This window comes from Microbacterium sp. ZW3a (assembly GCF_057167165.1).
In genome coordinates, this window is record NZ_CM169903.1 from 2,101,912 (window position 1) to 2,122,316 (window position 20,405).

General features: G+C 66.8%; 21 protein-coding genes. 10 read left to right on the forward strand and 11 right to left on the reverse strand.

Annotated elements, in window-relative coordinates; genetic code table 11:
- Positions 1-29: 29 nt before the first annotated feature.
- Together ACU6WY_RS09915 and ACU6WY_RS09920 are read right to left on the reverse strand one after the other, a co-directional pair.
- Positions 30-1,763 carry a hypothetical protein gene (locus tag ACU6WY_RS09915; RefSeq protein ID WP_483819497.1) on the reverse strand — a complete coding sequence of 578 codons (1,734 nt, stop codon included), beginning with the start codon at positions 1,761-1,763 and terminating at the stop codon, positions 30-32.
- A 173-nt stretch (positions 1,764-1,936) separates the two neighbouring features.
- Positions 1,937-3,168, reverse strand: a protein-coding gene (locus ACU6WY_RS09920; protein ID WP_483819498.1) for an IS3 family transposase whose coding sequence is annotated in 2 segments (ribosomal slippage) — positions 1,937-2,883 and positions 2,883-3,168 — 1,233 coding nt in all. Because the reading frame shifts where the segments join, the coding sequence is not laid out codon by codon here.
- Between the two features lie 56 nt (positions 3,169-3,224).
- On the opposite strand from ACU6WY_RS09920, the gene ACU6WY_RS09925 reads away from it, so the two are divergent.
- Both ACU6WY_RS09925 and ACU6WY_RS09930 read left to right on the forward strand, forming a co-directional pair.
- Positions 3,225-3,500, forward strand: coding sequence for an Arm DNA-binding domain-containing protein (locus tag ACU6WY_RS09925; RefSeq protein WP_483819499.1), 276 nt, complete (start codon positions 3,225-3,227; stop codon positions 3,498-3,500).
- A gap of 3 nt (positions 3,501-3,503) precedes the next feature.
- Positions 3,504-4,337 carry a tyrosine-type recombinase/integrase gene (locus tag ACU6WY_RS09930; RefSeq protein ID WP_483819500.1) on the forward strand — a complete coding sequence of 278 codons (834 nt, stop codon included), beginning with the start codon at positions 3,504-3,506 and terminating at the stop codon, positions 4,335-4,337.
- A gap of 544 nt (positions 4,338-4,881) precedes the next feature.
- On the opposite strand, the gene nrdF is transcribed toward ACU6WY_RS09930, so the two are convergent.
- From nrdF to nrdH, 4 genes are read right to left on the reverse strand one after another with little or no spacing between them, the layout of a single operon-like run.
- A complete protein-coding gene (gene nrdF / locus ACU6WY_RS09935; RefSeq protein ID WP_483819501.1) occupies positions 4,882-5,856 on the reverse strand; it encodes a class 1b ribonucleoside-diphosphate reductase subunit beta in 975 nt (324 codons plus the stop codon).
- Positions 5,857-5,898: 42 nt separating this feature from the next.
- Entirely contained in the window at positions 5,899-8,055 is a 2,157-nt protein-coding gene (gene nrdE, locus ACU6WY_RS09940; RefSeq protein WP_483819502.1) for a class 1b ribonucleoside-diphosphate reductase subunit alpha, read from the reverse strand.
- Positions 8,043-8,477 (reverse strand): class Ib ribonucleoside-diphosphate reductase assembly flavoprotein NrdI, encoded by a 435-nt coding sequence (nrdI, locus tag ACU6WY_RS09945; protein WP_483819503.1) that lies wholly within the window; start codon positions 8,475-8,477, stop codon positions 8,043-8,045. The genes nrdE and nrdI overlap by 13 nt, the downstream gene beginning before the upstream one ends.
- A 25-nt stretch (positions 8,478-8,502) precedes the next feature.
- Positions 8,503-8,736 carry a glutaredoxin-like protein NrdH gene (nrdH, locus tag ACU6WY_RS09950; protein WP_483819504.1) on the reverse strand — a complete coding sequence of 78 codons (234 nt, stop codon included), beginning with the start codon at positions 8,734-8,736 and terminating at the stop codon, positions 8,503-8,505.
- Positions 8,737-9,122: 386 nt separating this feature from the next.
- On the opposite strand from nrdH, the gene ACU6WY_RS09955 reads away from it, so the two are divergent.
- Positions 9,123-10,328 carry an MFS transporter gene (locus ACU6WY_RS09955; RefSeq protein WP_483819505.1) on the forward strand — a complete coding sequence of 402 codons (1,206 nt, stop codon included), beginning with the start codon at positions 9,123-9,125 and terminating at the stop codon, positions 10,326-10,328.
- A gap of 21 nt (positions 10,329-10,349) precedes the next feature.
- On the opposite strand, the gene ACU6WY_RS09960 is transcribed toward ACU6WY_RS09955, so the two are convergent.
- The gene (locus tag ACU6WY_RS09960) at positions 10,350-10,754 is read right to left on the reverse strand and encodes a pilus assembly protein CpaE (RefSeq protein ID WP_483819506.1); all 405 of its coding nucleotides are present in this window, start codon (positions 10,752-10,754) and stop codon (positions 10,350-10,352) included.
- Positions 10,755-10,836: 82 nt separating this feature from the next.
- Here ACU6WY_RS09960 and ACU6WY_RS09965 point away from each other — a divergent pair, with 82 nt between their 5' ends.
- From ACU6WY_RS09965 to ACU6WY_RS09985, 5 genes are all read left to right on the forward strand, one after another.
- Positions 10,837-11,589 (forward strand): alpha/beta fold hydrolase, encoded by a 753-nt coding sequence (locus ACU6WY_RS09965; protein ID WP_483819507.1) that lies wholly within the window; start codon positions 10,837-10,839, stop codon positions 11,587-11,589.
- A 66-nt stretch (positions 11,590-11,655) separates the two neighbouring features.
- Positions 11,656-12,819, forward strand: coding sequence for an acyl-CoA dehydrogenase family protein (locus tag ACU6WY_RS09970; RefSeq protein ID WP_483819508.1), 1,164 nt, complete (start codon positions 11,656-11,658; stop codon positions 12,817-12,819).
- Positions 12,819-14,093, forward strand: a complete 1,275-nt coding sequence (locus ACU6WY_RS09975; RefSeq protein ID WP_483819509.1) for a DUF445 domain-containing protein — start codon at positions 12,819-12,821, stop codon at positions 14,091-14,093. The genes ACU6WY_RS09970 and ACU6WY_RS09975 overlap by 1 nt, the downstream gene beginning before the upstream one ends.
- A 62-nt stretch (positions 14,094-14,155) precedes the next feature.
- A complete protein-coding gene (locus ACU6WY_RS09980; RefSeq protein WP_483819510.1) occupies positions 14,156-14,506 on the forward strand; it encodes a gamma-glutamylcyclotransferase family protein in 351 nt (116 codons plus the stop codon).
- Positions 14,507-14,648: 142 nt separating this feature from the next.
- Positions 14,649-15,113 carry a SixA phosphatase family protein gene (locus ACU6WY_RS09985; protein ID WP_483819511.1) on the forward strand — a complete coding sequence of 155 codons (465 nt, stop codon included), beginning with the start codon at positions 14,649-14,651 and terminating at the stop codon, positions 15,111-15,113.
- Between the two features lie 185 nt (positions 15,114-15,298).
- Here ACU6WY_RS09985 and ACU6WY_RS09990 read toward each other — a convergent pair whose 3' ends face one another.
- Positions 15,299-15,775 carry a YbaK/EbsC family protein gene (locus ACU6WY_RS09990; RefSeq protein ID WP_483819512.1) on the reverse strand — a complete coding sequence of 159 codons (477 nt, stop codon included), beginning with the start codon at positions 15,773-15,775 and terminating at the stop codon, positions 15,299-15,301.
- Positions 15,776-15,895: 120 nt separating this feature from the next.
- Here ACU6WY_RS09990 and ACU6WY_RS09995 point away from each other — a divergent pair, with 120 nt between their 5' ends.
- Positions 15,896-16,969 carry a Glu/Leu/Phe/Val dehydrogenase family protein gene (locus tag ACU6WY_RS09995; protein ID WP_483819513.1) on the forward strand — a complete coding sequence of 358 codons (1,074 nt, stop codon included), beginning with the start codon at positions 15,896-15,898 and terminating at the stop codon, positions 16,967-16,969.
- Between the two features lie 56 nt (positions 16,970-17,025).
- Here the strand turns inward: ACU6WY_RS09995 and ACU6WY_RS10000 are convergent, their stop codons facing one another.
- The 3 genes from ACU6WY_RS10000 to ACU6WY_RS10010 all read right to left on the reverse strand — a co-directional run bounded on the left by ACU6WY_RS10000 (position 17,026) and on the right by ACU6WY_RS10010 (position 18,631).
- A complete protein-coding gene (locus tag ACU6WY_RS10000) occupies positions 17,026-17,364 on the reverse strand; it encodes a histone-like nucleoid-structuring protein Lsr2 (protein ID WP_483819514.1) in 339 nt (112 codons plus the stop codon).
- Between the two features lie 84 nt (positions 17,365-17,448).
- Entirely contained in the window at positions 17,449-18,165 is a 717-nt protein-coding gene (locus ACU6WY_RS10005) for an acetolactate decarboxylase (protein WP_483819515.1), read from the reverse strand.
- 49 nt (positions 18,166-18,214) lie between these two features.
- Positions 18,215-18,631: a histone-like nucleoid-structuring protein Lsr2 gene (locus tag ACU6WY_RS10010; protein ID WP_483819516.1), complete on the reverse strand. Its 417-nt coding sequence runs from the start codon at positions 18,629-18,631 to the stop codon at positions 18,215-18,217.
- Between the two features lie 90 nt (positions 18,632-18,721).
- On the opposite strand from ACU6WY_RS10010, the gene ACU6WY_RS10015 reads away from it, so the two are divergent.
- On the forward strand, positions 18,722-20,221 hold the full coding sequence (locus ACU6WY_RS10015; protein ID WP_483819517.1) for an amino acid permease: 1,500 nt from the start codon (positions 18,722-18,724) through the stop codon (positions 20,219-20,221).
- Positions 20,222-20,405: the final 184 nt, after the last annotated feature.

The following is a 20,405-nucleotide window of genomic DNA, read 5'->3' on the forward strand; positions in this document are numbered from 1 at the left end:
CACATCCGAGGCTCGCGTGGGCGAGCATGTCAGGCGTCTTTCGCTGACGCATCGATGAGATGGAGCACGTCAGCGAGAATCCCCTCGACTTCGCCTGCGCGCGTGTCATCCTCATCAGCGCGCGGCGCCACCTCTGGGAAGACTGACTCGGCGGCCGTGACGATCTCGTCGACGGGGAGCCATTCCGGTAACTCACGGTAGTTCCGCTCATAGGTCTTCGCGTTCGAGTGAAAGCTCTCTCGCTGGGTCCAGCCGGCGGTACTCAACAACATTTCCACCAACCTGTCCGGGTCGGTCTTCAACGCCTCGGCAAGACTGGCTTTGACCTCGTCAGCCGATGAGAGATGGGCCCACATCCCGAACATCAAACGGCCATAGCGTTCGTTTCCTACCCACGCGTCCGCTTGTGACCAGTCGACCGATCGCAACTGCGCGAGCGTGGCCGACGCCGCCTCTTCCGCGAGTCTCACGAGACCACGATCTAGCAGTATCCGCCGCGTCTCGAACAGCACGACGACGGCCACGCACAGCGGCCGCATCGCACTGTCGTGCGGGATGAACGCCTCTATTTCGTGCGCTTCAGCGTTGCGGCCAACAGCAGCAGCAAGCGCTGCCGTTGCGGTCAGGTCGATACCCATCGCGTCGAGGACGGGTGGGATGGTGCTGGCATCACGAGCCGCCTGAACCAACTCGTCCCGAAGAACCGGATCGTACGGGCGGTGCTGAACCCGCGCGTAAGGTCTCGCGCGGTCCAAGAGCGCCCGGTGCAGAGACAGAGGGTTCTCCTGGTCGGCGGGTTCCGCCTCCGGTTCTGGGGCAGCAGGCGGCGCTGGCGGCTTCTCGCCTCGCAGGTAGGCGGACAACGCGCTCGACGCGGCCCGTAGTTCTTTCACCGCATCCGTGAGCACCTCGTCGTCGGTAGCGGGCGGAGGGCCCGGCCAGCGTCCGACCGCGTCTGAGACACCGTCGGCACTTCTTCCCAGCCATTCACACCAGTCCGCTGAACCCGGCACCGTGGCGGCCGCGGCTGCGGCTTCGGCCTTCAAGTCCGCGATGAAGGGGGCGAGGCCGTCTATGGCGTTCCGGAGTGTCCCCAACATGCTCTGCTGGTGCCTAGAGGTTTCAGCGAAGGACGGCTCCGCATAAAGGCGCTCCCCGTCTTTGTCCCACATCATCACAGATGACCGAGCCCGATCCCATGTGGCCCGCCATTGCTGTGCCTGCTCGACCGCCGCAGGCCGCGAGGCAATTGCTGCGATGGCCACCCTCTCTGCGGCGCGAGCCGTGTCGGTGAGCACAAGCGGGATCCGGGACGGCTCGGGAAACGACTCCCCCGCCACGATGCGAGCCTCCTCATCGTTGAGTGGCCAGGCTTTGCGTAGTCGAGAATGTTCAGCTCGTTGTTGTTCGCGCCACTGCTGCAGCATCTCTGCCGGAAAGCGTTCAGGCTGCTCGTCGATCTCGTATGAGTGAGGGATACACAGCAGCAGGAGGTTCTCGGCGGCCCGGTTCTCCTCGTGGGTCATCCCTGGCTTCCACCGCGGCCCGCCAGGCCGTCGGGCGTGAATGTGGGCTACCCGGCTGTTCAGGACCGGTTCCACAGACTCATCACTCTGCGCGTACAACCACTTCGCACAGTCCGGCTTCGCGCAGGAGAAGGCGTGCGCGTACAACTCCTTGATGGTCTTCGTTGTGGGCTCGGGATGCTCGACCTCGCCGACCAGGGCCTCAGGCGCCGACGTCGCGGATACCTCGTCTGTCATCTGCTCAGACTTGCGCAGTTCTCAACTTCGGGCGGATGGACTCGCCGCCCAGTGTGGTCCTCTTAGGGTCGCGCCGCCAAGATCACCGATGGCGCCCTCAGTCCGTCGACGGCACCGCGGCAACAACAAACCCTTGGACGGACACCGCCGATGAATCGGCCTGACTTTCGTTCCTATCGGGAGCCTTGTCCGGCCGGTGCTGGATTGGCTGATTCTTGGTCAGCGTAGTACGCCGTCTCGACCTCGGCGGGGGTGCGCATGTCGAGCTCACCGTGGAGGCGGGAGTTGTTCCACCACCATTCGAGGGTCGCGAGCTCGACCTGCTCGACGGTGCGCCATGGGCCGCGCTGGCGGATGAGCTCGGTCTTGTAGAGGTTGTTCACCGCCTCCGCCATCGCGTTATCAAATGAGTCGCCGACGGTTCCGGTTGAGGGGACGGCGCCGAGTTCGACGATCCGGTCGGTGTAGACCATCGCGGTGTAGTTCGACCCGTGATCCGCATGATGGACCAGCCCGTCCAGGCGCCCGCCGACGTTCCACGCGGCCATGTCCAGCGCCTGCATCGGCAGGATTTCCGACCGCAGCGTCGACGCAACATTCCAGCCGACGATGCGTCTCGAGTAGACGTCGGTGACGAACGCGACGTAAGCGAAGCCGGACCACGTGGCGACATAGGTCACGTCGCAGACCCAGAGCCGCCGCGGCGCACGCGCAGTGAAGCGTCTGTTCACGAGATCGCTCGGCAGAACCGCGGTCTTGTTGGGGCGGGTGGTGAACACTCGCTTGGACTTGCGGACGCCTCGGACGCCCGCGAGCCGCATCAGCCGTTCCGTCTGGTCGCGACCGATCTCCCACCCTTGCCGGCGCATGAGGGCATGCATCTTCCGGCGCCCGTAGACGCCGTAGTTCTCCGCATGCAACCGCGCGACCTCCGGTGCCAGCAGCTCATCTTTCAGCTGCCGGGCCGACGGCGCTCGACCGAGGGCGGCGTGGTAGCCGCGGGAGGTGAGGAACCCCTGGACTGCGGGTCGGAGAACCCGGCAGATGAACTCGACCCCGAAACGATCCCGGTACTCGGTAATGAACCGGACCATCGCGGTCAGGGACGGTCGAGCTCCTTCGCGAAAAACACGCTCGCAGCCTTGAGGATCTCATTCGCCTTCCGCAACTCCGAGACCTCCTTCTCGAGCTGCTTGATGCGCTGCGCTGCTTCGGTCGTGACCCCAGGCTTAGCGCCCGCATCCACCTCCGCTTGACGTTGCCACAACCGCAACGTCTCCGGGCTCATCCCCAACAGCCCCGCCACATGCCGCGCGGCGCTCATCAACGTCAGGTGCGACGGTCGCGTCTCCGCGAGCATCCGCAACGCCCGCTCACGCATCTCCGGCGAGTACTTCCTGTTCATCGAGTTCCATCCTTGCTTGAAGAACGGAACGAAAATCAGGCCGATTCAGGCCAACCGTGGCCGGATCCATCGAGGCATACGACACCGCCAAGGGTCGCCGGTACCGAGTCAGGTACACCACGCCCAGCGGCAAACGCACCGACAAGCGCGGCTTCAAGACAAAGCGTGAAGCTGAGATCTTCCGCGCCGAGGTCACCGTCGCCGTCGCATCGAACACCTACCTCGACCCCACCCTCGGCAAGAAGACCGTCTCCATGTTCGCTGAACAGTGGAAGACCGGACGCCTCGCCCGATTGAAGCCGTCGAGCCGGAACACGATGGAGACCTCATAGCGGGTGCACGTCGAGCCGCAATGGGGCGTACGCGGCGTCGCCGGGATCCGCGCCTCCGAGGTCGAAGACTGGGTCAGCGCCCTACTCTCCCCCACCGCCGACCGAAAGGCGCTCAGCGCCCAGACCGTGCGCCGCTGCACCTTCGTGCTGTCCAGCATCCTGGCGATCGCCGAACGCGACGGCGTCATCCGCTCGTCCCCGACCAAGGGCGTGCAGCTACCTGCCAAGCGCTCGAAGCCGAAACGCTTCCTCACCCACCAACAGGTCGAGCTGCTCGCCGCGGCCGCCCCCGGCCGGGAAACCATCATGCTGCTGCTCGCGTACACCGGCCTCCGCTGGGGCGAGATCTCAGCGCTACGCGTCCGCCACCTCGACATGCTCCGCCGCCGCATGCTCATCGAGGACAACGCCGTCCTCGTGAAGGGCGTCTACGAAATCGGCACACCCAAGCACGGCACCTCGCGCGAGGTGCCCATCCCCGGCTTCCTCGTCTCACCGATCGCTCGACTCTGCGAGGACAAGACGCGCGACGCATTCCTGTTCTCCGACGGGCCCGTCCCCATGACCTACCCCCACCGCACCTCAGGATGGTTCGTCAAGGCCGTCACAGCCGCGCAGGACGCCGACCGCACCTTCCCGACCATCACACCCCACGACCTACGACACACGGCCGCCTCGCTCGCCATATCCGCCGGCGCCAACGTCAAGGCCGTTCAACGGATGCTCGGACACGCCTCTGCGGCGATGACGCTGGACGTCTACGCCGAGCTGTTTGACGACGATCTTGAAGCTGTTGCGCGGGCCACGAGCGCAGCACGAGCCTCAGCTGTCTCATGAGACGCACATATGCTCAGCGGGGTTGCACAGCAGGGCATACGTGACACAAACTGGTTGTTGTCTCCATCGTGCATCGATCGCGAAGGCCCCAACTCGCGAAACACAACAAAGACCCCCGACCGAAGTCGGGGGCCCTTGCCTAGCTGGACGATCTTACGCTGCTGGCACAGCTTCGATCAGGTGTCGATTTGCGCATTCGCCCTTGCGGTCGATGCACGGGGGGAACGTTGCTCCCACGTCGTGGTGAGTGACCACTCCGTATTGATCAGCCCAGTTCCCCTCGAAGGGAACGCGCTGGCCAGTCTTCCATGAGCCATCTGGGCCCTTAGGTACATACCTCACGGCGGTACCCCTCTCTTTTTGGTGTACCCCGGACATTTGCCGGGGACAACAAAAGGGAGGGTCCCCGCGTCGCCGCGGGAACCCTCCGAGTTGTATGTGGGCAGAACGTGGGCAGGGGCAAGCGAGGCGCCAGCCGCCAGCCGCTCACACTTCCCTGTTACCACGCTTCTCTTCCCACTAATTTGTCGTTTGACCGGGTCTTTCAGAAGTCCCAGTCGTCATCCTCCGTCGCCTCGGCCTTGCCGATGACGTACGACGAACCCGACCCCGAGAAGAAGTCGTGGTTCTCGTCGGCGTTCGGTGACAGGGCCGACAGGATCGCCGGGTTCACGTTCGTCACCGACGCCGGGAACATCGCCTCATAGCCGAGGTTCATCAGCGCCTTGTTGGCGTTGTAGTGCAGGAACTTCTTCACGTCTTCGCTCAGGCCGACCGAGTCGTACAGGCTCTGCGTGTAGTGCACCTCGTTGTCGTACAGCTCGTACAGCAGCGAGAACGTGTAGTCCTTGATCTCGTCGCGACGGGCTTGGTCGACCTGCTCCAGACCGCGCTGGAACTTGTAGCCGATGTAGTAGCCGTGCACGGCCTCGTCACGGATGATGAGGCGGATCAGGTCGGCCGTGTTGGTGAGCTTGGCGCGGCTCGACCAGTGCATCGGCAGGTAGAAGCCCGAGTAGAACAGGAACGACTCCAGCAGCGTGGAAGCGACCTTGCGCTTGAGCGGGTCGTCGCCACGGTAGTAGTCCATGACGATGTGCGCCTTCTTTTGAAGGAACTCGTTCTCGGTCGACCAGCGGAACGCCTCGTCGATCTCCTTCGTCGAGCACAGCGTCGAGAAGATCGACGAGTAGCTCTTGGCGTGCACCGACTCCATGAACGCGATGTTGGTGTACACCGCCTCTTCGTGCGGCGTGATCGCGTCGGGGATGAGCGAGACCGCGCCGACGGTGCCCTGGATCGTGTCGAGCAGCGTCAGACCCGTGAACACGCGCATCGTGAGCGTCTGCTCCTCGGGGGTGAGCGTGTTCCACGACTGGATGTCGTTGGACAGCGGCACCTTCTCGGGCAGCCAGAAGTTGTTCACGAGACGGTTCCAGACCTCGAGGTCTTTGTCGTCTTGAATGCGGTTCCAGTTGATCGCCTGAACGTGGTTCAGCAACTGCAGCTTCTCAGCCATGTCGTTTTCAGCGTCCTCTATCGATAAGTCGTGATCAGCGGATCAGAGCATGCACGAGACGCACTCGGTCATGTCGGTGCCCTCGAGCGCCAGCTGACGGAGGCGGATGTAGTAGATCGTCTTGATGCCCTTCTTCCACGCGTAGATCTGGGCCTTGTTGATGTCGCGGGTGGTGACGGTGTCCTTGAAGAACAGCGTCAGCGACAGGCCCTGGTCGACGTGCTGCGTGGCGGCGGCGTACGTGTCGATGACCTTCTCGTAGCCGATCTCGTAGGCGTCTTCGTAGTACTCGAGGTTGTCGTTCGTCATGAACGGCGCCGGGTAGTAGACGCGACCGAGCTTGCCTTCCTTGCGGATCTCGATCTTCGAGGCGATCGGGTGAATCGAGCTCGTGGAGTTGTTGATGTACGAGATCGAGCCGGTGGGCGGCACGGCCTGCAGGTTCTGGTTGTAGATGCCGTACTGCTGGACGGATGCCTTGAGCTCGCGCCAGTCGTTCTGGGTGGGCACCGGAATCCCGGCGAACAGCTCCTTCGCCTTGGCGGTCTGCGGCTCCCACACCTGGTCGGTGTACTTGTCGAAGAACTCGCCCGACGCGTAGGTGGAGTCGGCGAAGCCGTCGAAGGCGACACCGCGCTCCATCGCGAGGCGGTTGGAGGCCCGCAGCGCGTGGAACAGCACCGTGTAGAAGTAGATGTTCGTGAAGTCGATGCCCTCTTCGGAGCCGTAGAACACGTGCTCGCGAGCGAGGTAACCGTGCAGGTTCATCTGCCCGAGGCCGATCGCGTGCGAACGGTCGTTGCCGTCTTCGATCGAGCGGACCGAGGCGATGTGGCTCTGGTCGCTCACCGCGGTGAGGGCGCGGATCGCGGTCTCGACCGTGAGGCCCAGGTCGCCGCCGTCCATCGCCAGGGCGATGTTCATCGATCCGAGGTTGCACGAGATGTCCTTGCCGATGCCGGCGTAGGAGAGGTCTTCGTTGTAGGTCGTCGGGGTGTTGACCTGCAGGATCTCCGAGCACAGGTTCGACATGTTGATCCGACCCTTGATCGGGTTGGCCTTGTTCACCGTGTCCTCGAACATGATGTACGGGTAGCCCGACTCGAACTGGATCTCGGCGAGGGTCTGGAAGAACTCGCGCGCGTTAATCTTGGTCTTCTTGATGCGCGGGTCATCGACCATCTCGCGGTACTTCTCGGTGACCGAGACGTCACCGAAGGGCACGCCGTAGACGCGCTCGACGTCGTACGGCGAGAAGAGGTACATGTCTTCGCCGTTCTTGGCGAGCTCGAACGTGATGTCGGGAATCACGACACCGAGCGACAGCGTCTTGATGCGGATCTTCTCGTCAGCGTTCTCGCGCTTGGTGTCGAGGAAGCGCAGGATGTCGGGGTGGTGCGCGTTGAGGTACACCGCACCGGCGCCCTGACGGGCACCCAGCTGGTTGGCGTAGCTGAAACTGTCTTCGAGGAGCTTCATCACGGGGATGATGCCCGAGGACTGGTTCTCGATCTGCTTGATCGGGGCACCCGACTCGCGGATGTTCGACAGCAGCAGCGCCACGCCGCCGCCGCGCTTGGACAGCTGCAGCGCGGAGTTGATGCCGCGGGCGATCGACTCCATGTTGTCTTCGATGCGCAGAAGGAAGCACGAGACGAGCTCGCCGCGCTGAGCCTTGCCGGCGTTGAGGAACGTGGGGGTGGCCGGCTGGAAGCGGCCCGAGATGATCTCGTCGACGAGCTGCACCGCGAGACGCTGGTCGCCGTCGGCGAGAGCGAGGGCGGTCATGACGACACGGTCCTCGAAGCGCTCGAGGTAACGCTTGCCATCGAAGGTCTTCAGCGTGTAGCTCGTGTAGTACTTGAACGCGCCGAGGAAGGTCTCGAAGCGGAACTTCTTGCCGTAGGCGCGGTCGTTCAGCTCTTGGATGAACTCCAGCGAGTACTTGTCGAGCACCTTGGGCTCGTAGTACTCCTTCTCGACGAGGTAGTCGAGGCGTTCCTTGAGGGAGTGGAAGAACACGGTGTTCTGGTTGACGTGCTGCAGGAAGTACTCCCGCGCCGCCCGCTTGTCGGCGTCGAACTGGATCTTGCCGTCGGCGTCGTACAGGTTCAGCATCGCGTTCAGGGCGTGGTAATCCAGCCCTTCGAAGCGCGCCTCGGTCTTGAAGTCCACGTCGCTCAGCCCTACTTCCACCATTGTTCCAATCCTTCGGTGACGCGCTCGACGTCTTCTGGTGTGCCGAATACCTCGATGCGATACAAGTGCGGCACAGAGCACTTGCGGCTGATGATGTCTCCGGCGAGACAGAAGGCGTCGCCGAAGTTGGTGTTTCCGGCGGAGATCACTCCGCGAATGTGGCGTCGGTTGCTTTCCTCGTTGAGGAAGCGGATGACCTGCTTGGGAACCGCCCCCTTCTCGACCCCCCGGCCGACACCCCCGCCGTAGGTGGGGGTGACCAGCACAAAGGGTTCGTCGATGTGAAGGGGCGGATCACTCGGTCGCAGGGGGATGCGCACGGCCCGCTTGCCGAGCTTCTCGATGAAACGTGCGGTGTTGCCCGACACGCTCGAGAAGTAGACCAGCAGCGGAACCTCGGTCTCCGACATGACAGCGCTCATGAGAACCCTCTGAGCCCATCCGGTGTCAGGCCAGGCGCGAGGCCAGCTCGTCGATCTTGTCGGGACGGAAGCCCGACCAGTGGTCCTCGTCGGTGATCACGACGGGGGCCTGCAGGTACCCGAGCGACTTGACCTGCTCGAGCGCCGACGGGTCTTCGGTGAGGTCGAGCACGTTGTACTCGATGCCCTTCGAGTCGAGTGCGCGGTACGTCGCGGTGCACTGGACGCAAGACGGCTTGGTGTAGACCGTGATCGCCATTTCGTTCTCTCTCTCCCCTGGAAAATCGTCATCCGGCCGCACGGGGCGTGCCGGGAGCTCAATACTACATATGGGTGCGGACATCGGGGGGAACCACAAGGGGTAGTAGTTACACGAGTGTGATTTTCCACCGCCCTCCCCATGTACAACACAGGTTGTCCACCATTTCATCCACAGGTCGTCGACCGATTTCGACCTCGTCGAAGCCCGACATTCCGCGGATGTGGCGCCTCCTTCCGGCATCCGTCCACAGCTCGGACGCTAGACGGGGGTTCCGACATTGCACAGGCGGTGGATACGAGCGTTCGGCGTGTCGCGGCGTGTCGCGCGCGACGTGTATCCGCCACCGGATCTCGGGTGTCGGACGGGGGAGATAGCGTTGTGCGGTGGCCGGCTACCGCGTACTCCTCAGAACCCCGGGCGTGGGGCGCATCATCGCCGCTCAGCTGACGGCGCGATTCCCCAACGGCATGATCAGCCTCGCGATCCTGCTGCACATCGAGCACGTCACGGGCTCCTACGCGGCCGCGGGCCTGGTGCTGGCCGCCACGAGCGTCGGACAGGCGATTGCCGGCCCCGTCACGAGTCGATGGATGGGCCTGTGGGGCATGCGCCGCGTGCTGACGGTCACCCTTCTTCTGTGCGCCGCCGCGATCGCGGCGATCGCCCTGCTGGCGGTCCCCCTCCCGATCTCCATGGCGCTCGGGCTCGTCGCCGGTCTGTCCACTCCCCCGGTGCAGTCGGCCGTGCGCACGATCTACCCCAAGATGGTCAACTCCTCGCAGCTGACCCCCCTCTACTCGCTCGACGCCTCGCTGCAAGAGATCATCTGGGTCCTGGCCCCGGTGCTCATCACCCTCGTCGGCACCCAGGTCGGCACGGTGCCGGCCCTGCTGCTGATCGTCGTCATCCTCCTCGGCGGAGGGGCATGGTTCATCCTCAGCCCCGAGGTGGGGCGCGTGCGCATCCCGCGGAGCCGCCGGGCCCTGGGCACCGTGCTGCGTAAGCCGCCGGTGATCCTCGCCACCGCGACCGGCTTCCTCCTCATCGGCGCGTGCGCCGCGGTCGAGGCCGGGGTCGTCGCCACCTTCGACCACGGCGGCCTCGAGGCAGGGCTCGTGCTCGCGGTCTTCGCCGTCGGCAGCCTCGCCGGCGGTCTCGCCTTCGGCCACATCCCGATCGGCCCGTGGGCGATGGCGCGCCGCTTGGCGATCGTGACGGTGGGCCTCACGCTCACCATCGTGTCGCTGAACGCCTGGTGGCTCGGGGCGACGCTGCTGGTCGCGGGCGTCGGCATCGCCCCGGCGCTGGCGGTGATGTTCGCCATGACCTCGGCCAGCGTGCGGTTCAGCGAGACGGCCGAGGCCTACGGGTGGATCGGCACGGGTCAGCTCATCGGCGCCGCCGCCGGCTCTGCGGTCGCCGGCTTCCTCGTCGACGGTGTGGGTCCGCAGGGCGCGTACGTTGCCGCGGCCGCCTTCGCCGCCGCGGGGCTCGTCGTCTCTGTGCTCTTCATGCGCGGCTTCCCCGATCTCCGCGGCCGCGACGCGAGCCCGATCCCCGACACCGAGCCGGTCCACACGATCACCTGAGCGGGCACCCCCGCTCGCGGCTCAGCGCAGGCGACGGAGCAGTTCCAGCACCGCGAGGGCATAGGCGTCCGCCGGCTCCGGGTGGTCGAAGACCAGGGTCGCCCCGGCGATCGAGACCTCCACCTCGTGCGTGTCCGCCAGACGCCGCAGCGACCGGAACGACGACCGCAGCATCTCGCGCAGCTGCGCCTCCGACGGCAGCCACAGCGCCTCCTCGGTGGCGACCGAGTCCAGCGCCCACTCGGTCGTGCCGTTGAACGCCAGGATCCGGCCCGTCGGATACTCCCGCGGCTCCACCGTCATCTCGCTCACCGTGAACACGTCGGCGTCGAACTCGGGTTCGTCCAGCTGGAAGCGGTCGCCCGAACGCGGATGCCACACCAGCCCCGCCTCGCGCAGGGCGAGGGCCATCTCGGTCGAGATCATGGCATCCATTCTGCGGGCGGCCGGGCGCGGTGGGGCCGCACCGGGGAGCCTCACACGCCCGCTCCCCGCCACAATGGATGCCATGCCTACTCCCGTGATCCTGCCCCGCCTCTCGTGGGGCGCCCCGGACGGCCGGAGCATTCTGCTCGCCCACGGCCTCGGCTCCGACGGCGCGCTGATGTGGCGGTTGGGCACCGCCCTGGCCTACACCGGATGGCACGCCGTCGCCGTCGATCTGCGCGGCCACGGCGACGCGCCGCGCGCGCTCGATTACTCGCTCGCCGCCTACGGTGCTGACCTGGGCGCGACGCGACCCGACCGTGACGGCCCCTGGGACGCGGTGGTGGGCCACTCGCTGGGCGGCGCGGCGGCGACGCTCGCGGCCGCGGCAGACACGACGTGGACCCGCCGACTCGTCCTCATCGACCCCGCCCTCATGCTGAGCGACGACGACCGCGAGAGCGTCCGGGTCAGTCAGGAGCAGGCGTTCGCCGACCCGAGCGTGGGCGCCGTGCGCGCGGAACATCCGGACTGGCATCCGATTGACATCGAGCTCAAGGCCCGGGCCACCCAGCGCGCGAGCCGGTGGGCCCTCGAGCAGACCAGCGCGCAGAACACGACGTGGGATGTCCGGGCCGAGGCGGCGACCCTCACCGTCCCGACCCACGTGATCGGCGCCGACCCGGCCGTGCACTCGATCTTCACCGGAGCGATCGCCGACGAGGTCACGCGTAATCCGGTCATCACGATGTCGGTGATCGCCGGCGCCGGGCACTCGCCGCACCGCGACCGCCCCGACGACACCGTGGCCGCGCTCCTCGACGCCCTCGCCTGACCCGCCCCCACGAGCATCTGCCCCCTTGCGGCCGAGATGTCGGTGGGCAGGACGAGAATGGATGCCATGGCCCCCGCCTTCGATCCCGCTCGGTTCCTCCCCGATGAGCTGCTCGTGCGTCTGCGCGAACGCGCTCCCGTGCACGACCGCGAGAACACGTTCCCGCACGACGACCTCGACGATCTGCGGGCGGCCGGGTATCTCGGCATCCTGGTCCCGACCGAGCTCGGCGGCGCGGGACTCTCGCTCGCCGAGGCGGCTCAGCTGCAGCAGCGGCTCGCGGTCGCCGCGCCCGCCACGGCTCTCGCGATCAACATGCACCTGGTGTGGACCGGCGTGGCCAAGGTGCTGCGCGACCGCGGGATCGACGTCCTCGAGTTCCTGCAGCGCGGGGCCGCGGCCGGAGAGGTGTTCGCCTTCGGTATCAGCGAGGCCGGCAACGACCTCGTGCTCTTCGGCAGCGACACCGAGGCCCACCCCGACGGGGAGGGCGGCTATCGGTTCACCGGCACCAAGATCTTTACCTCGCTCTCTCCCGTGTGGGATCACCTGGGCGTGCACGGGCTCGACTCCTCCTCCCCCGACGCGCCGAAGATGGTGTTCGCGTTCCTCGACCGTGACGACAGCGTCGTCACGCGAGACGACTGGAACACCCTGGGGATGCGCGCCACCCAGAGCCGCACGACCGAGTTGCACGGCGCGCACGCGCCCGCCGACCGCGTCGTCCGTCGTCTCGATCCAGGCCCGCAGCCCGATCCCCTGGTCTTCGGCATCTTCGCGGTGTTCGAGATCCTCTTGGCCTCGGTCTACACCGGGATCGCTCGACGCGCCGTCGATCTCGCGGTCGAGGCGGCGCGATCGCGTCGATCGAAGAAGACGGGCACGAGCTACGCAAACGACCCCGACATCCGCTGGCGCATCGCCGAGATGGCGCTGACGTATGACGCCCTGCCGCCCCAGATCGCCGCGTTGAGCGCCGACGTCGACGGGCTCGTCGACCACGGCGGACGCTGGTTCTCGCTCCTGGCGGGGCTCAAACACCGAGCGGTGACGATGGCCAAGGCGGTCGTCGATGACGCGATGCTCGTCGGGGGCGGGTCCTCGTACTTCGCCGGCACCGAGCTCTCGCGCCTGTACCGCGACGTGCTCGCGGGGCAGTTCCACCCCTCCGACGCCGAATCGGCGCACTCCGCGGTCGCCGCGGCCTGGCTCGGACCGGTCGACGCCTGATGGCCCGCACACCGATGGGTCTGCTCAGCCCCGCCGATCAGCAGCGCCGCCGCGCCCTGCGCCGCATGAAGGGGGTCGCGCTCGGTGCGCTCCTGGCCATGGCGGTCGTCTTCGCCGTCGCGTTCGCCTTTCAGCGCGACATCGAGTGGCTGCAGTACGTCCGCGCCGCCGCCGAAGGCGGCATGGTCGGAGCTCTCGCCGACTGGTTCGCGGTGACCGCTCTGTTCCGGCATCCGCTGGGTCTGCCGATCCCCCACACCGCGATCATCCCGCGCCGAAAAGACGAGATCGGCCAGCAGCTCGGGGAGTTCGTCGAGACGAACTTCCTCGAGGGCGATGTCGTGCGCACCAAGCTCGAGTCGACGCCACTGGCCTCGCGCGCCGGAGCGTGGCTCGCCGAGCCCGCGCACGCCGAGCGACTCGCCGCCGAGGGGGCGGCCCTGGCCACGAGCGTCCTGCAGGCGCTGAGCGACGACGACGTGCAGGGGCTCATCGAAGACCTCGCCCGTGAACACCTGATCGAGCCCGACTGGGGGCCGGCGGTGGGGGGCTGGCTGGATCGCGTCGTCGGAGCGGGCGCGCACCACGAAGCCGTCGACCTCGCGCTCGACAACATCGCGACCTGGCTGGCGAACAACCACGAGATGTTCCAGGGGCTGGTCTCGCGCAGACTCCCCTCGTGGGTGCCGAGTCTCGCGCTGCGGTTGGTCGATGACACGGTGTATCGCGAGGCCGTCGGCTTCGTCGGCGCCGTCCGCGCCGATCCGCACCACCAGGCGCGACTCGCGATCGACCAGTACCTCGCCCGTCTCGCCGACAACCTCCAGCACGACCCCGCCACGATGACTCGTCTCGAAGAGGCGAAGGCCTCGATCTTCGACAGCCCGCGCGTTCGCGGTCTCGCCGCCGACGCGTGGAACACCGCGAAAGCGGGTCTTCTCAGCTCGCTCGCCGACCCCGAGAGCGCTCTGCGCCACCGCGCCTCGGCGGCTCTCGCCGACGTGGGTCGGCGCCTGCAGACCGAGCCGTCGCTGCAGCGGCGCGTCGACGGATGGGTGACGGATGCCGCGGTGTTCCTCGTCGAGCGCTATCGCCACGACATCGCCTCCGTCATCACCGACACCGTCGAGCGGTGGGACCCGGAAGAGACCACCGAGAAGATCGAGCTCATGGTCGGTCGCGACCTGCAGTACATCCGCCTGAACGGCACGATCGTGGGCGCGTTGGCGGGGTTGGCGATCTTCACGGTCGCGCACCTCGCCTGGGGGTCATAACACGATCGGCCGCTTCCGGCGTAAGGGTGTGCGCATCCCCGCGCGCTGAGTAGCCTGAGCGCGTGAGCTTCGATGTGGGGACGGAACCCCTCTTCACGTACGGAACCCTCCAACTGTCGGACGTGCAGCTGGACACTTTCGGGCGCCTGATCCCCGGCGAGGATGACGTGCTGCTGGGGTTCCGTCTGGAATGGACCGAGAGCGACGATGAGCCGGTAGCTCAGCTCTCAGGGCTCCGTGCTCACCCGGTCCTGCGGCGCACGGACGACCCGCGCGACCGCGTCTTCGGCCGCGTCCTGGGCCTCACGCCCGAGGAGCTGGACGCCGCCGACGAGTACGAGGTGTCGTTGTACCGACGCGTGTCGGTCGAGCTTGCCAGTGGCATCCGCGCCTGGGTCTACGTTGGCGTATGATCCGGCGACGCCCTGTTCCGGGATACACGGATCGCACCCAACTGCGGGGCCCGGCGGATATCCTCGATTCGGGCGCTGCCCGGTCTGCGCTTCTCGCGCGACGGCCGCGGGCGACGCTTCACCTGCGCGGAGCGGAGAGACGATGATCCAACTGGTTCTGGCGCGGCACGCCAAGTCGGACTGGGCCGATGAAGGGCTCGACGACCACGACCGTCCGCTGAACGATCGCGGGCGCCGCGATGCGCCGGTGATGGCACGCACGGTTCTGCGGCGCGGGGTACGGCCGGAAGTACTCCTCTCGAGCACGGCGCTGCGCGCGCGGACCACCGCCGAGACCTTCGCCGCCGAGTTCGAGGTCGAGGTGACCGAACGCGCCGACCTCTACCTCGCCGACCCGGCCCACCTGCTCGCTGCCGCCCGAGAAACCGGGGCCGCCGAAGTCATGGTCGTGGCGCACGACCCCGGCATGAGCGCGCTCGTCTCGCGCCTGGCCGATCGCGACGTGCGGATGGTCACGTGCGCGGTGGCGATCTTCACCTGGCACGACGGCGATTGGGACGATGTCGACGCCACCGCCCCCGACGAGTTCGAGCTGCTCACGCCCTGACCCCGCGGCCAACGCCGCCCGCGCTCACCGCCGGCGCGGCGCTGCCCTGCGCTGCCCTGCCCTGCCCTGCCCGCCGAGTGTCCAAGACACGCCGTTGGCGGAGGACACGCATCGGCGTGTCTTGGACACTCGCCCGCCCGCGGCCACGCCGCGCCCGCGCCCGCGCCCCGCCCGCGCGCGCGGGCTCAGGCGACGCGCGCGACCGTGCCGCCGGTCAGGCGCACGAGGTCGTCGAAGGTGAGCGGGAACACCGTGTGCGGGGTGCCGCCCGCGGCCCAGATCTGCTCGAACCCCGCAAGGTCTTCGTCGACGATCGTCGTGAGGGGCGCCGGATGCCCCGTGGGCGCGACGCCGCCAATGGGCTGCCCGGTCGCGGCGAGCACTTGATCGGGCGTCGCCCGACGGATGCCGGAACGACCGAGCCGCTCGGCGAGCGCCGCCGTATCGACACGGTGCGCGCCGCTGGTCATGACCAGGAGCGGCTCGCCGTCGCTCCAGAACACCAGGCTGTTCGCGATCGCCCCGACCTCGATGTCGAGCGCTGCCGCCGCGAGCGCGGCGGTGGAAGCGGCATCGGGGAGCACGACGATCTCCCCCGCGATCCCGGCTTCGCGCAGGGCGGCGGCGACGAGACGGCTACGAGCGGGGAGCGAGTCGGTCATGCGGCCAGCCTAGGGCGCTCGCTCCGCCCCACACGGAGGGCCAGAATGGAGAGTGGATGCCGCAGAGCCGCGGCATCCACGACAGTGCCGCCCACAAGGCGACCGACGATAAGGATCGCGATGACCAACGCCCTTCCCCTGCCCGAGTTCTCCCACGAGCGCGTGGAGGTGGTGACGGGACGCCGCAGCGGCCTGTTCATCGCCGTAGCCCTCCACTCCTCGGTGCTCGGATCCGCCCTCGGCGGTGCCCGACTGTGGACCTACCCGCACTGGAGCGACGCCCTGGGCGACGCGCTGCGTCTGTCGGCCGCGATGACGCTGAAGAATGCCGCTGCCGGCCTCGACGCCGGCGGAGGCAAGGCGGTCATCGAACTCCCCGAGGGGACCGTGCTCGACGCCGACCGCCGCAGGGCCGCGTTCCTCGATCTCGGCGATGCCGTCGAGAGCTTGGGCGGCCTGTACCGCACCGCCGAAGACGTGGGGTCGACGACCGACGACATGCTGGTCGTGAGCGAGCGCACCGCGCACGTCGTGGGGCTCCCGGATGCCGTCGGAGGGTCGGGCGAGCCCGCCGGTCCCACGAGCCTCGGGGTATACGCCTCCCTCGTGACGACACTGGAGCGGGCCGTCGGCACGGCAGACCTGCGCGGGCGCCGCATCACGGTGGCGGGACTCGGACAGGTGGGCGGCCGCCTCGCCGAGCGGCTCACGCGCGAGGGGGCCGTGCTCACCGTGACCGATGTGAACCCCGCCAAGCGCACCCTGGCCGCAGAACTCGGCGCCGCCTGGGTCGACCCGGGCGAAGCCCACCTCGTTCCCGCCGACGTCTTCGTCCCGGCCGGCATCGGCGGTGTGCTCACCGACGACGTGATCGACGCTCTCGATGCTCGCGCGGTGTGCGGCCCCGCCAACAATCCGCTCGCCGACCGCTCGGGGGCCGACCGCCTCGCTCGACGCGGCATCGTCTACGCCCCCGACTTCGTGGTCAACGCCGGCGGGGTGATCTACCTCGACCTCGAGGCCAAGGGTCTCGGCTCGCGCGACGCGATCATGACCCGCGTCGTCGCCATCGGCGACACCCTGCGTCAGGTCTTCGACGAGGCCGAGTCCCGCGGAGTCACTCCACTCGCCGCCGCCGAGGGGTTGGCCGCCGATCGCCTCCGCCGGGGTGCCGCATCGCCCGCGGTGGTATGAGTGCACGGACGAAATGAGACCCGGATGCCGTCCTGCGGCATCCGGGTCTTCTTCGCTTAGTGGGCGGCGTCGTACGCCTCGAGGACCGACGCGGAGATCCGGCCACGAGAATTGATCGAGAAACCGTTCTCGTCTGCCCAGGTGCGAACGTCTGTGAGATTCCGCGACGCTCCGGCACCGGATTTCGGCGCACGGCGACCGCTGCTCGGAGCCGACCCGAGGGAGCGCGCGGCGGAAACGAACGGCTCGAATGCCGCGCGGACCTTCTTCGCATTCTCGGTAGATACGTCGATCTCGTACGCACGTCCTTCGATCGAGAAATGGATCGTCGTTCCACTTTCGAGAACGGATCCGTCGAGATCGTCGATCAGCTGCGTAATCTGCTTTTTTGCCATGGCGCCGATCTTAGGCCTCATCCTTGACAGAATTCCCTGAGAACGGCACGACTTCACCCGGCAAATAGCCCCGCCGGGACGAAATCACTCGTTCTCAGCGTGATGGTGCGCGCCACCTTCGATCGCGACGATACGGCGATCTTCTCCGTGCGTGAGTTCGGTGGACAAGAATTCCTCGTCGAGCGGGAGCCGAAGGCTGATCTGCGCAAACGCCGAGAGGCGCAGCACCGCCTCAGAAATCTCGATGTCCAAGACGTGCCCGCCCACGAGACGGTCGTCGCTGAGGAAGTGCAGATGTAGACCGGCGACCGATATGCCCTGATAAATGCGCGGCATCCAGAAACCGACGACCACACCCGCCCGATCGAGCGTCACCGTCTCGATCTGCTCAGCAGCCACGTCGGCGAGCGGCCGATGGCGCCCCTCCTGGGGTCGAGTCACGCGCGTGCGCACCCGCGTGACGACGCCATCGAGCCGCACGGCGTGGAACAGGTTGCGACTGACCAATCGGTCTTCGACGGCTGCGGTGAGAGCGTCCAGATCCAGGGCCTCGACGCCCGTGCCGTCCACCTCCCCGAAGCGACAGACATCGACGAAAGGAAGATTCTCTGTCAGGACCATCGGCCGCGGAGGACCGTCCGCAGTGCATTCGAATGCGGCGCCGTCGACGATCACGACTTCTCCGCCGAGACCCTCGCAACATCCCACCCCGAAATCACCCAGGCGGTGAACTTCCTCCACAGGAATTCCCGCCGAGTAGACCCCGGCCAAGAGCGCATCGAGAACCGCGAACTGGGTCACGGCGCCAGGTTGGACGGAAGTCTCCGGTGACCCCGCCGTCATGACAGGCTCAGGAATTGGCTGCCTGATAGGCCTCGAGCACCGAACCCGGGATACGACCCCGGTCGCTGACCGTGTGCCCGTTGGCGCGCGCCCATTCGCGTACCGCCGCAAGATCGATATCGGTGCTCCGGCGAGGAGTCCGAGCTCGCTTCGGGCCGTTGCCCGAGCGGTTCACGGCGCGTGCGGCGTCGACGAACGGGGCGACGGCCGCATAGAACTTGTCGGCATTCCGATCCGACAGATCGATCTCGTACGACCGCCCTTCGATGGAGAAGGTGATCTGCTTTCCGTCGCCTTCTTCGAGCAGGGTTCCATCGAGATCGTCAACGAGGTGCGTGATGTGCTTGATTGCCATGATGGGGATAAGGATACACCTCCCCGCGTTGTTTTGAACGTCTATCCATCCGGGCTTATCGGCGACCATTCGATATCCATAGATTGGCTCGAGCCGCCTCAACGGCTATCGTCCCGGATGGCGTTCGCTCCTGGAACGCCTCGAACGAGGAGGAGTGGCGTGAGCCTTTTCCGCACCAAGTCGGTGGAGCAGTCCATCGCCGACACCGATGAGCCGGAGTTCCGGCTGAAGAAGTCACTGAGCGCCGTCGACCTGACCGTGTTCGGCGTGGGCGTCGTCATCGGCGCCGGCATCTTCACGCTGACCGGGCGCGCGGCGCACGAGGTCGCCGGTCCCGCGATCGTGCTGAGCTTTGCCATCGCCGCCATCGCCTGTGCGCTCGCGGCCATGTGTTACGCCGAGTTCGCCTCGACCGTGCCGGTGTCGGGGTCGGCGTACACGTTCTCGTACGCCTCGCTCGGCGAGCTGTTCGCCTGGATCATCGGGTGGGACCTCATCCTGGAAATGTTCTTGGGGGCCAGCGTGGTCGCGCAGGGATGGAGCGCGTACCTCGGCGCTTTCCTCGGCCAGCTGGGAATCACGCTCCCGCCGGAAATCTCGTACGGCGGCGCCATCGATCTCCCCGCGGTGCTGCTCGTCCTGGTGCTCGGCGGTCTGATGACGCTCGGCATCAAGGAATCCATGAGGGTGAATCTCGTGCTCGTCGCGGTGAAGCTCTTCATCGTGTTGTTCGTCATCATCGCCGGGCTGATGTTCGTGAATCCCGCGAACTATCAGCCCTTCGTCCCGGCGAGCGAGCCGACCCAGGCGACGTCCGGCCTGACGCAGCCGCTGCTGCAGTTCCTCTCGGGTCTCGAGCCCGCCACATTCGGCGTCGGGGGGATCCTCGCCGGTGCCGCGCTGGTGTTCTTCGCCTACATCGGCTTCGACGTCGTGGCGACCACGGCAGAAGAGACCAAGAAGCCGCAGCGCGATATGCCCATCGGCATCATCGCCTCCCTCGTCATCTGCACGGTCCTCTACTGCGCCGTCGCGCTCGTGGTCACCGGAATGGTGTCGTACCGCGAGCTCGACCCGGCGGCCGCTCTCGCCAACGCATTCGTCTACCACGGGCAGGGGTGGATGGCCACGGTCATCTCGGCCGGCGCCGTCGCCGGCTTGACCACGGTCGTGCTCACGCTCCTCATCGGTGCCACCCGGATCATCTTCGCCATGTCGCGCGATGGGCTGTTGCCGCAGCGGCTGGCCAAGGTGCACCCCCGCTTCCGCACACCGTGGATCGTCTCGATCGTCGTGACGCTCATCGTCGCCGTCGTGGCGGGTGTGACGCCGGTGGGCGTGCTCGAAGAGATGGTCAACATCGGCACGCTCTCGGCGTTCGTCCTCGTGTCGGTGGGCGTGATCGTGCTGCGCCGCACACGACCGGATCTCAAGCGAGGCTTCCGCGTGCCCCTGAGCCCCGTGCTCCCGATCCTCTCGGCTCTCATCTGCACGTACCTCATGCTCAACCTGTCGGTCGAGACGTGGCTCCGCTTCCTGATCTGGCTCGCCCTGGGCTTCGTCATCTACTTCGCGTACTCCCGCCGGCACGCGCGACTCGGCACCGGCGACTTCCTCGACCCCTCGAAGCCGCGCGTGGTCGCCCCACCGGAGCGGTAACGCCACCACAAGGGATGCCACGACCCCGGCGCGATCAGATCGCCGGGGTCGTGGCATCCCTGTCTTCGTCGACCGAAGAAACGTCGGTGCGTGTCGCTCGCAGGACGGGAACTGCGCGCGCGGTATTCGATGCTCACAGGAGTCCTGCCACACTGTTTTAATCGTCGCGCAATGGGGTTGACAA

Coding starts and splice junctions, on each gene's coding strand:
- nrdF (WP_483819501.1), bottom strand. CDS start 5,856: ATGGCTGAGAAGCTGCAGTTGCTGAACCACGTTCAGGCGATCAACTGG.
- ACU6WY_RS09960 (WP_483819506.1), bottom strand. CDS start 10,754: ATGATCTCGACCGAGATGGCCCTCGCCCTGCGCGAGGCGGGGCTGGTG.
- ACU6WY_RS09970 (WP_483819508.1), top strand. CDS start 11,656: ATGGCCCCCGCCTTCGATCCCGCTCGGTTCCTCCCCGATGAGCTGCTC.
- nrdH (WP_483819504.1), bottom strand. CDS start 8,736: ATGGCGATCACGGTCTACACCAAGCCGTCTTGCGTCCAGTGCACCGCG.
- ACU6WY_RS09990 (WP_483819512.1), bottom strand. CDS start 15,775: ATGACCGACTCGCTCCCCGCTCGTAGCCGTCTCGTCGCCGCCGCCCTG.
- ACU6WY_RS10010 (WP_483819516.1), bottom strand. CDS start 18,631: ATGGTCGCCGATAAGCCCGGATGGATAGACGTTCAAAACAACGCGGGG.
- ACU6WY_RS09985 (WP_483819511.1), top strand. CDS start 14,649: ATGATCCAACTGGTTCTGGCGCGGCACGCCAAGTCGGACTGGGCCGAT.
- ACU6WY_RS09995 (WP_483819513.1), top strand. CDS start 15,896: ATGACCAACGCCCTTCCCCTGCCCGAGTTCTCCCACGAGCGCGTGGAG.
- nrdE (WP_483819502.1), bottom strand. CDS start 8,055: ATGGTGGAAGTAGGGCTGAGCGACGTGGACTTCAAGACCGAGGCGCGC.
- ACU6WY_RS09965 (WP_483819507.1), top strand. CDS start 10,837: ATGCCTACTCCCGTGATCCTGCCCCGCCTCTCGTGGGGCGCCCCGGAC.
- ACU6WY_RS10000 (WP_483819514.1), bottom strand. CDS start 17,364: ATGGCAAAAAAGCAGATTACGCAGCTGATCGACGATCTCGACGGATCC.
- nrdI (WP_483819503.1), bottom strand. CDS start 8,477: ATGAGCGCTGTCATGTCGGAGACCGAGGTTCCGCTGCTGGTCTACTTC.
- ACU6WY_RS09975 (WP_483819509.1), top strand. CDS start 12,819: ATGGCCCGCACACCGATGGGTCTGCTCAGCCCCGCCGATCAGCAGCGC.
- ACU6WY_RS09915 (WP_483819497.1), bottom strand. CDS start 1,763: ATGACAGACGAGGTATCCGCGACGTCGGCGCCTGAGGCCCTGGTCGGC.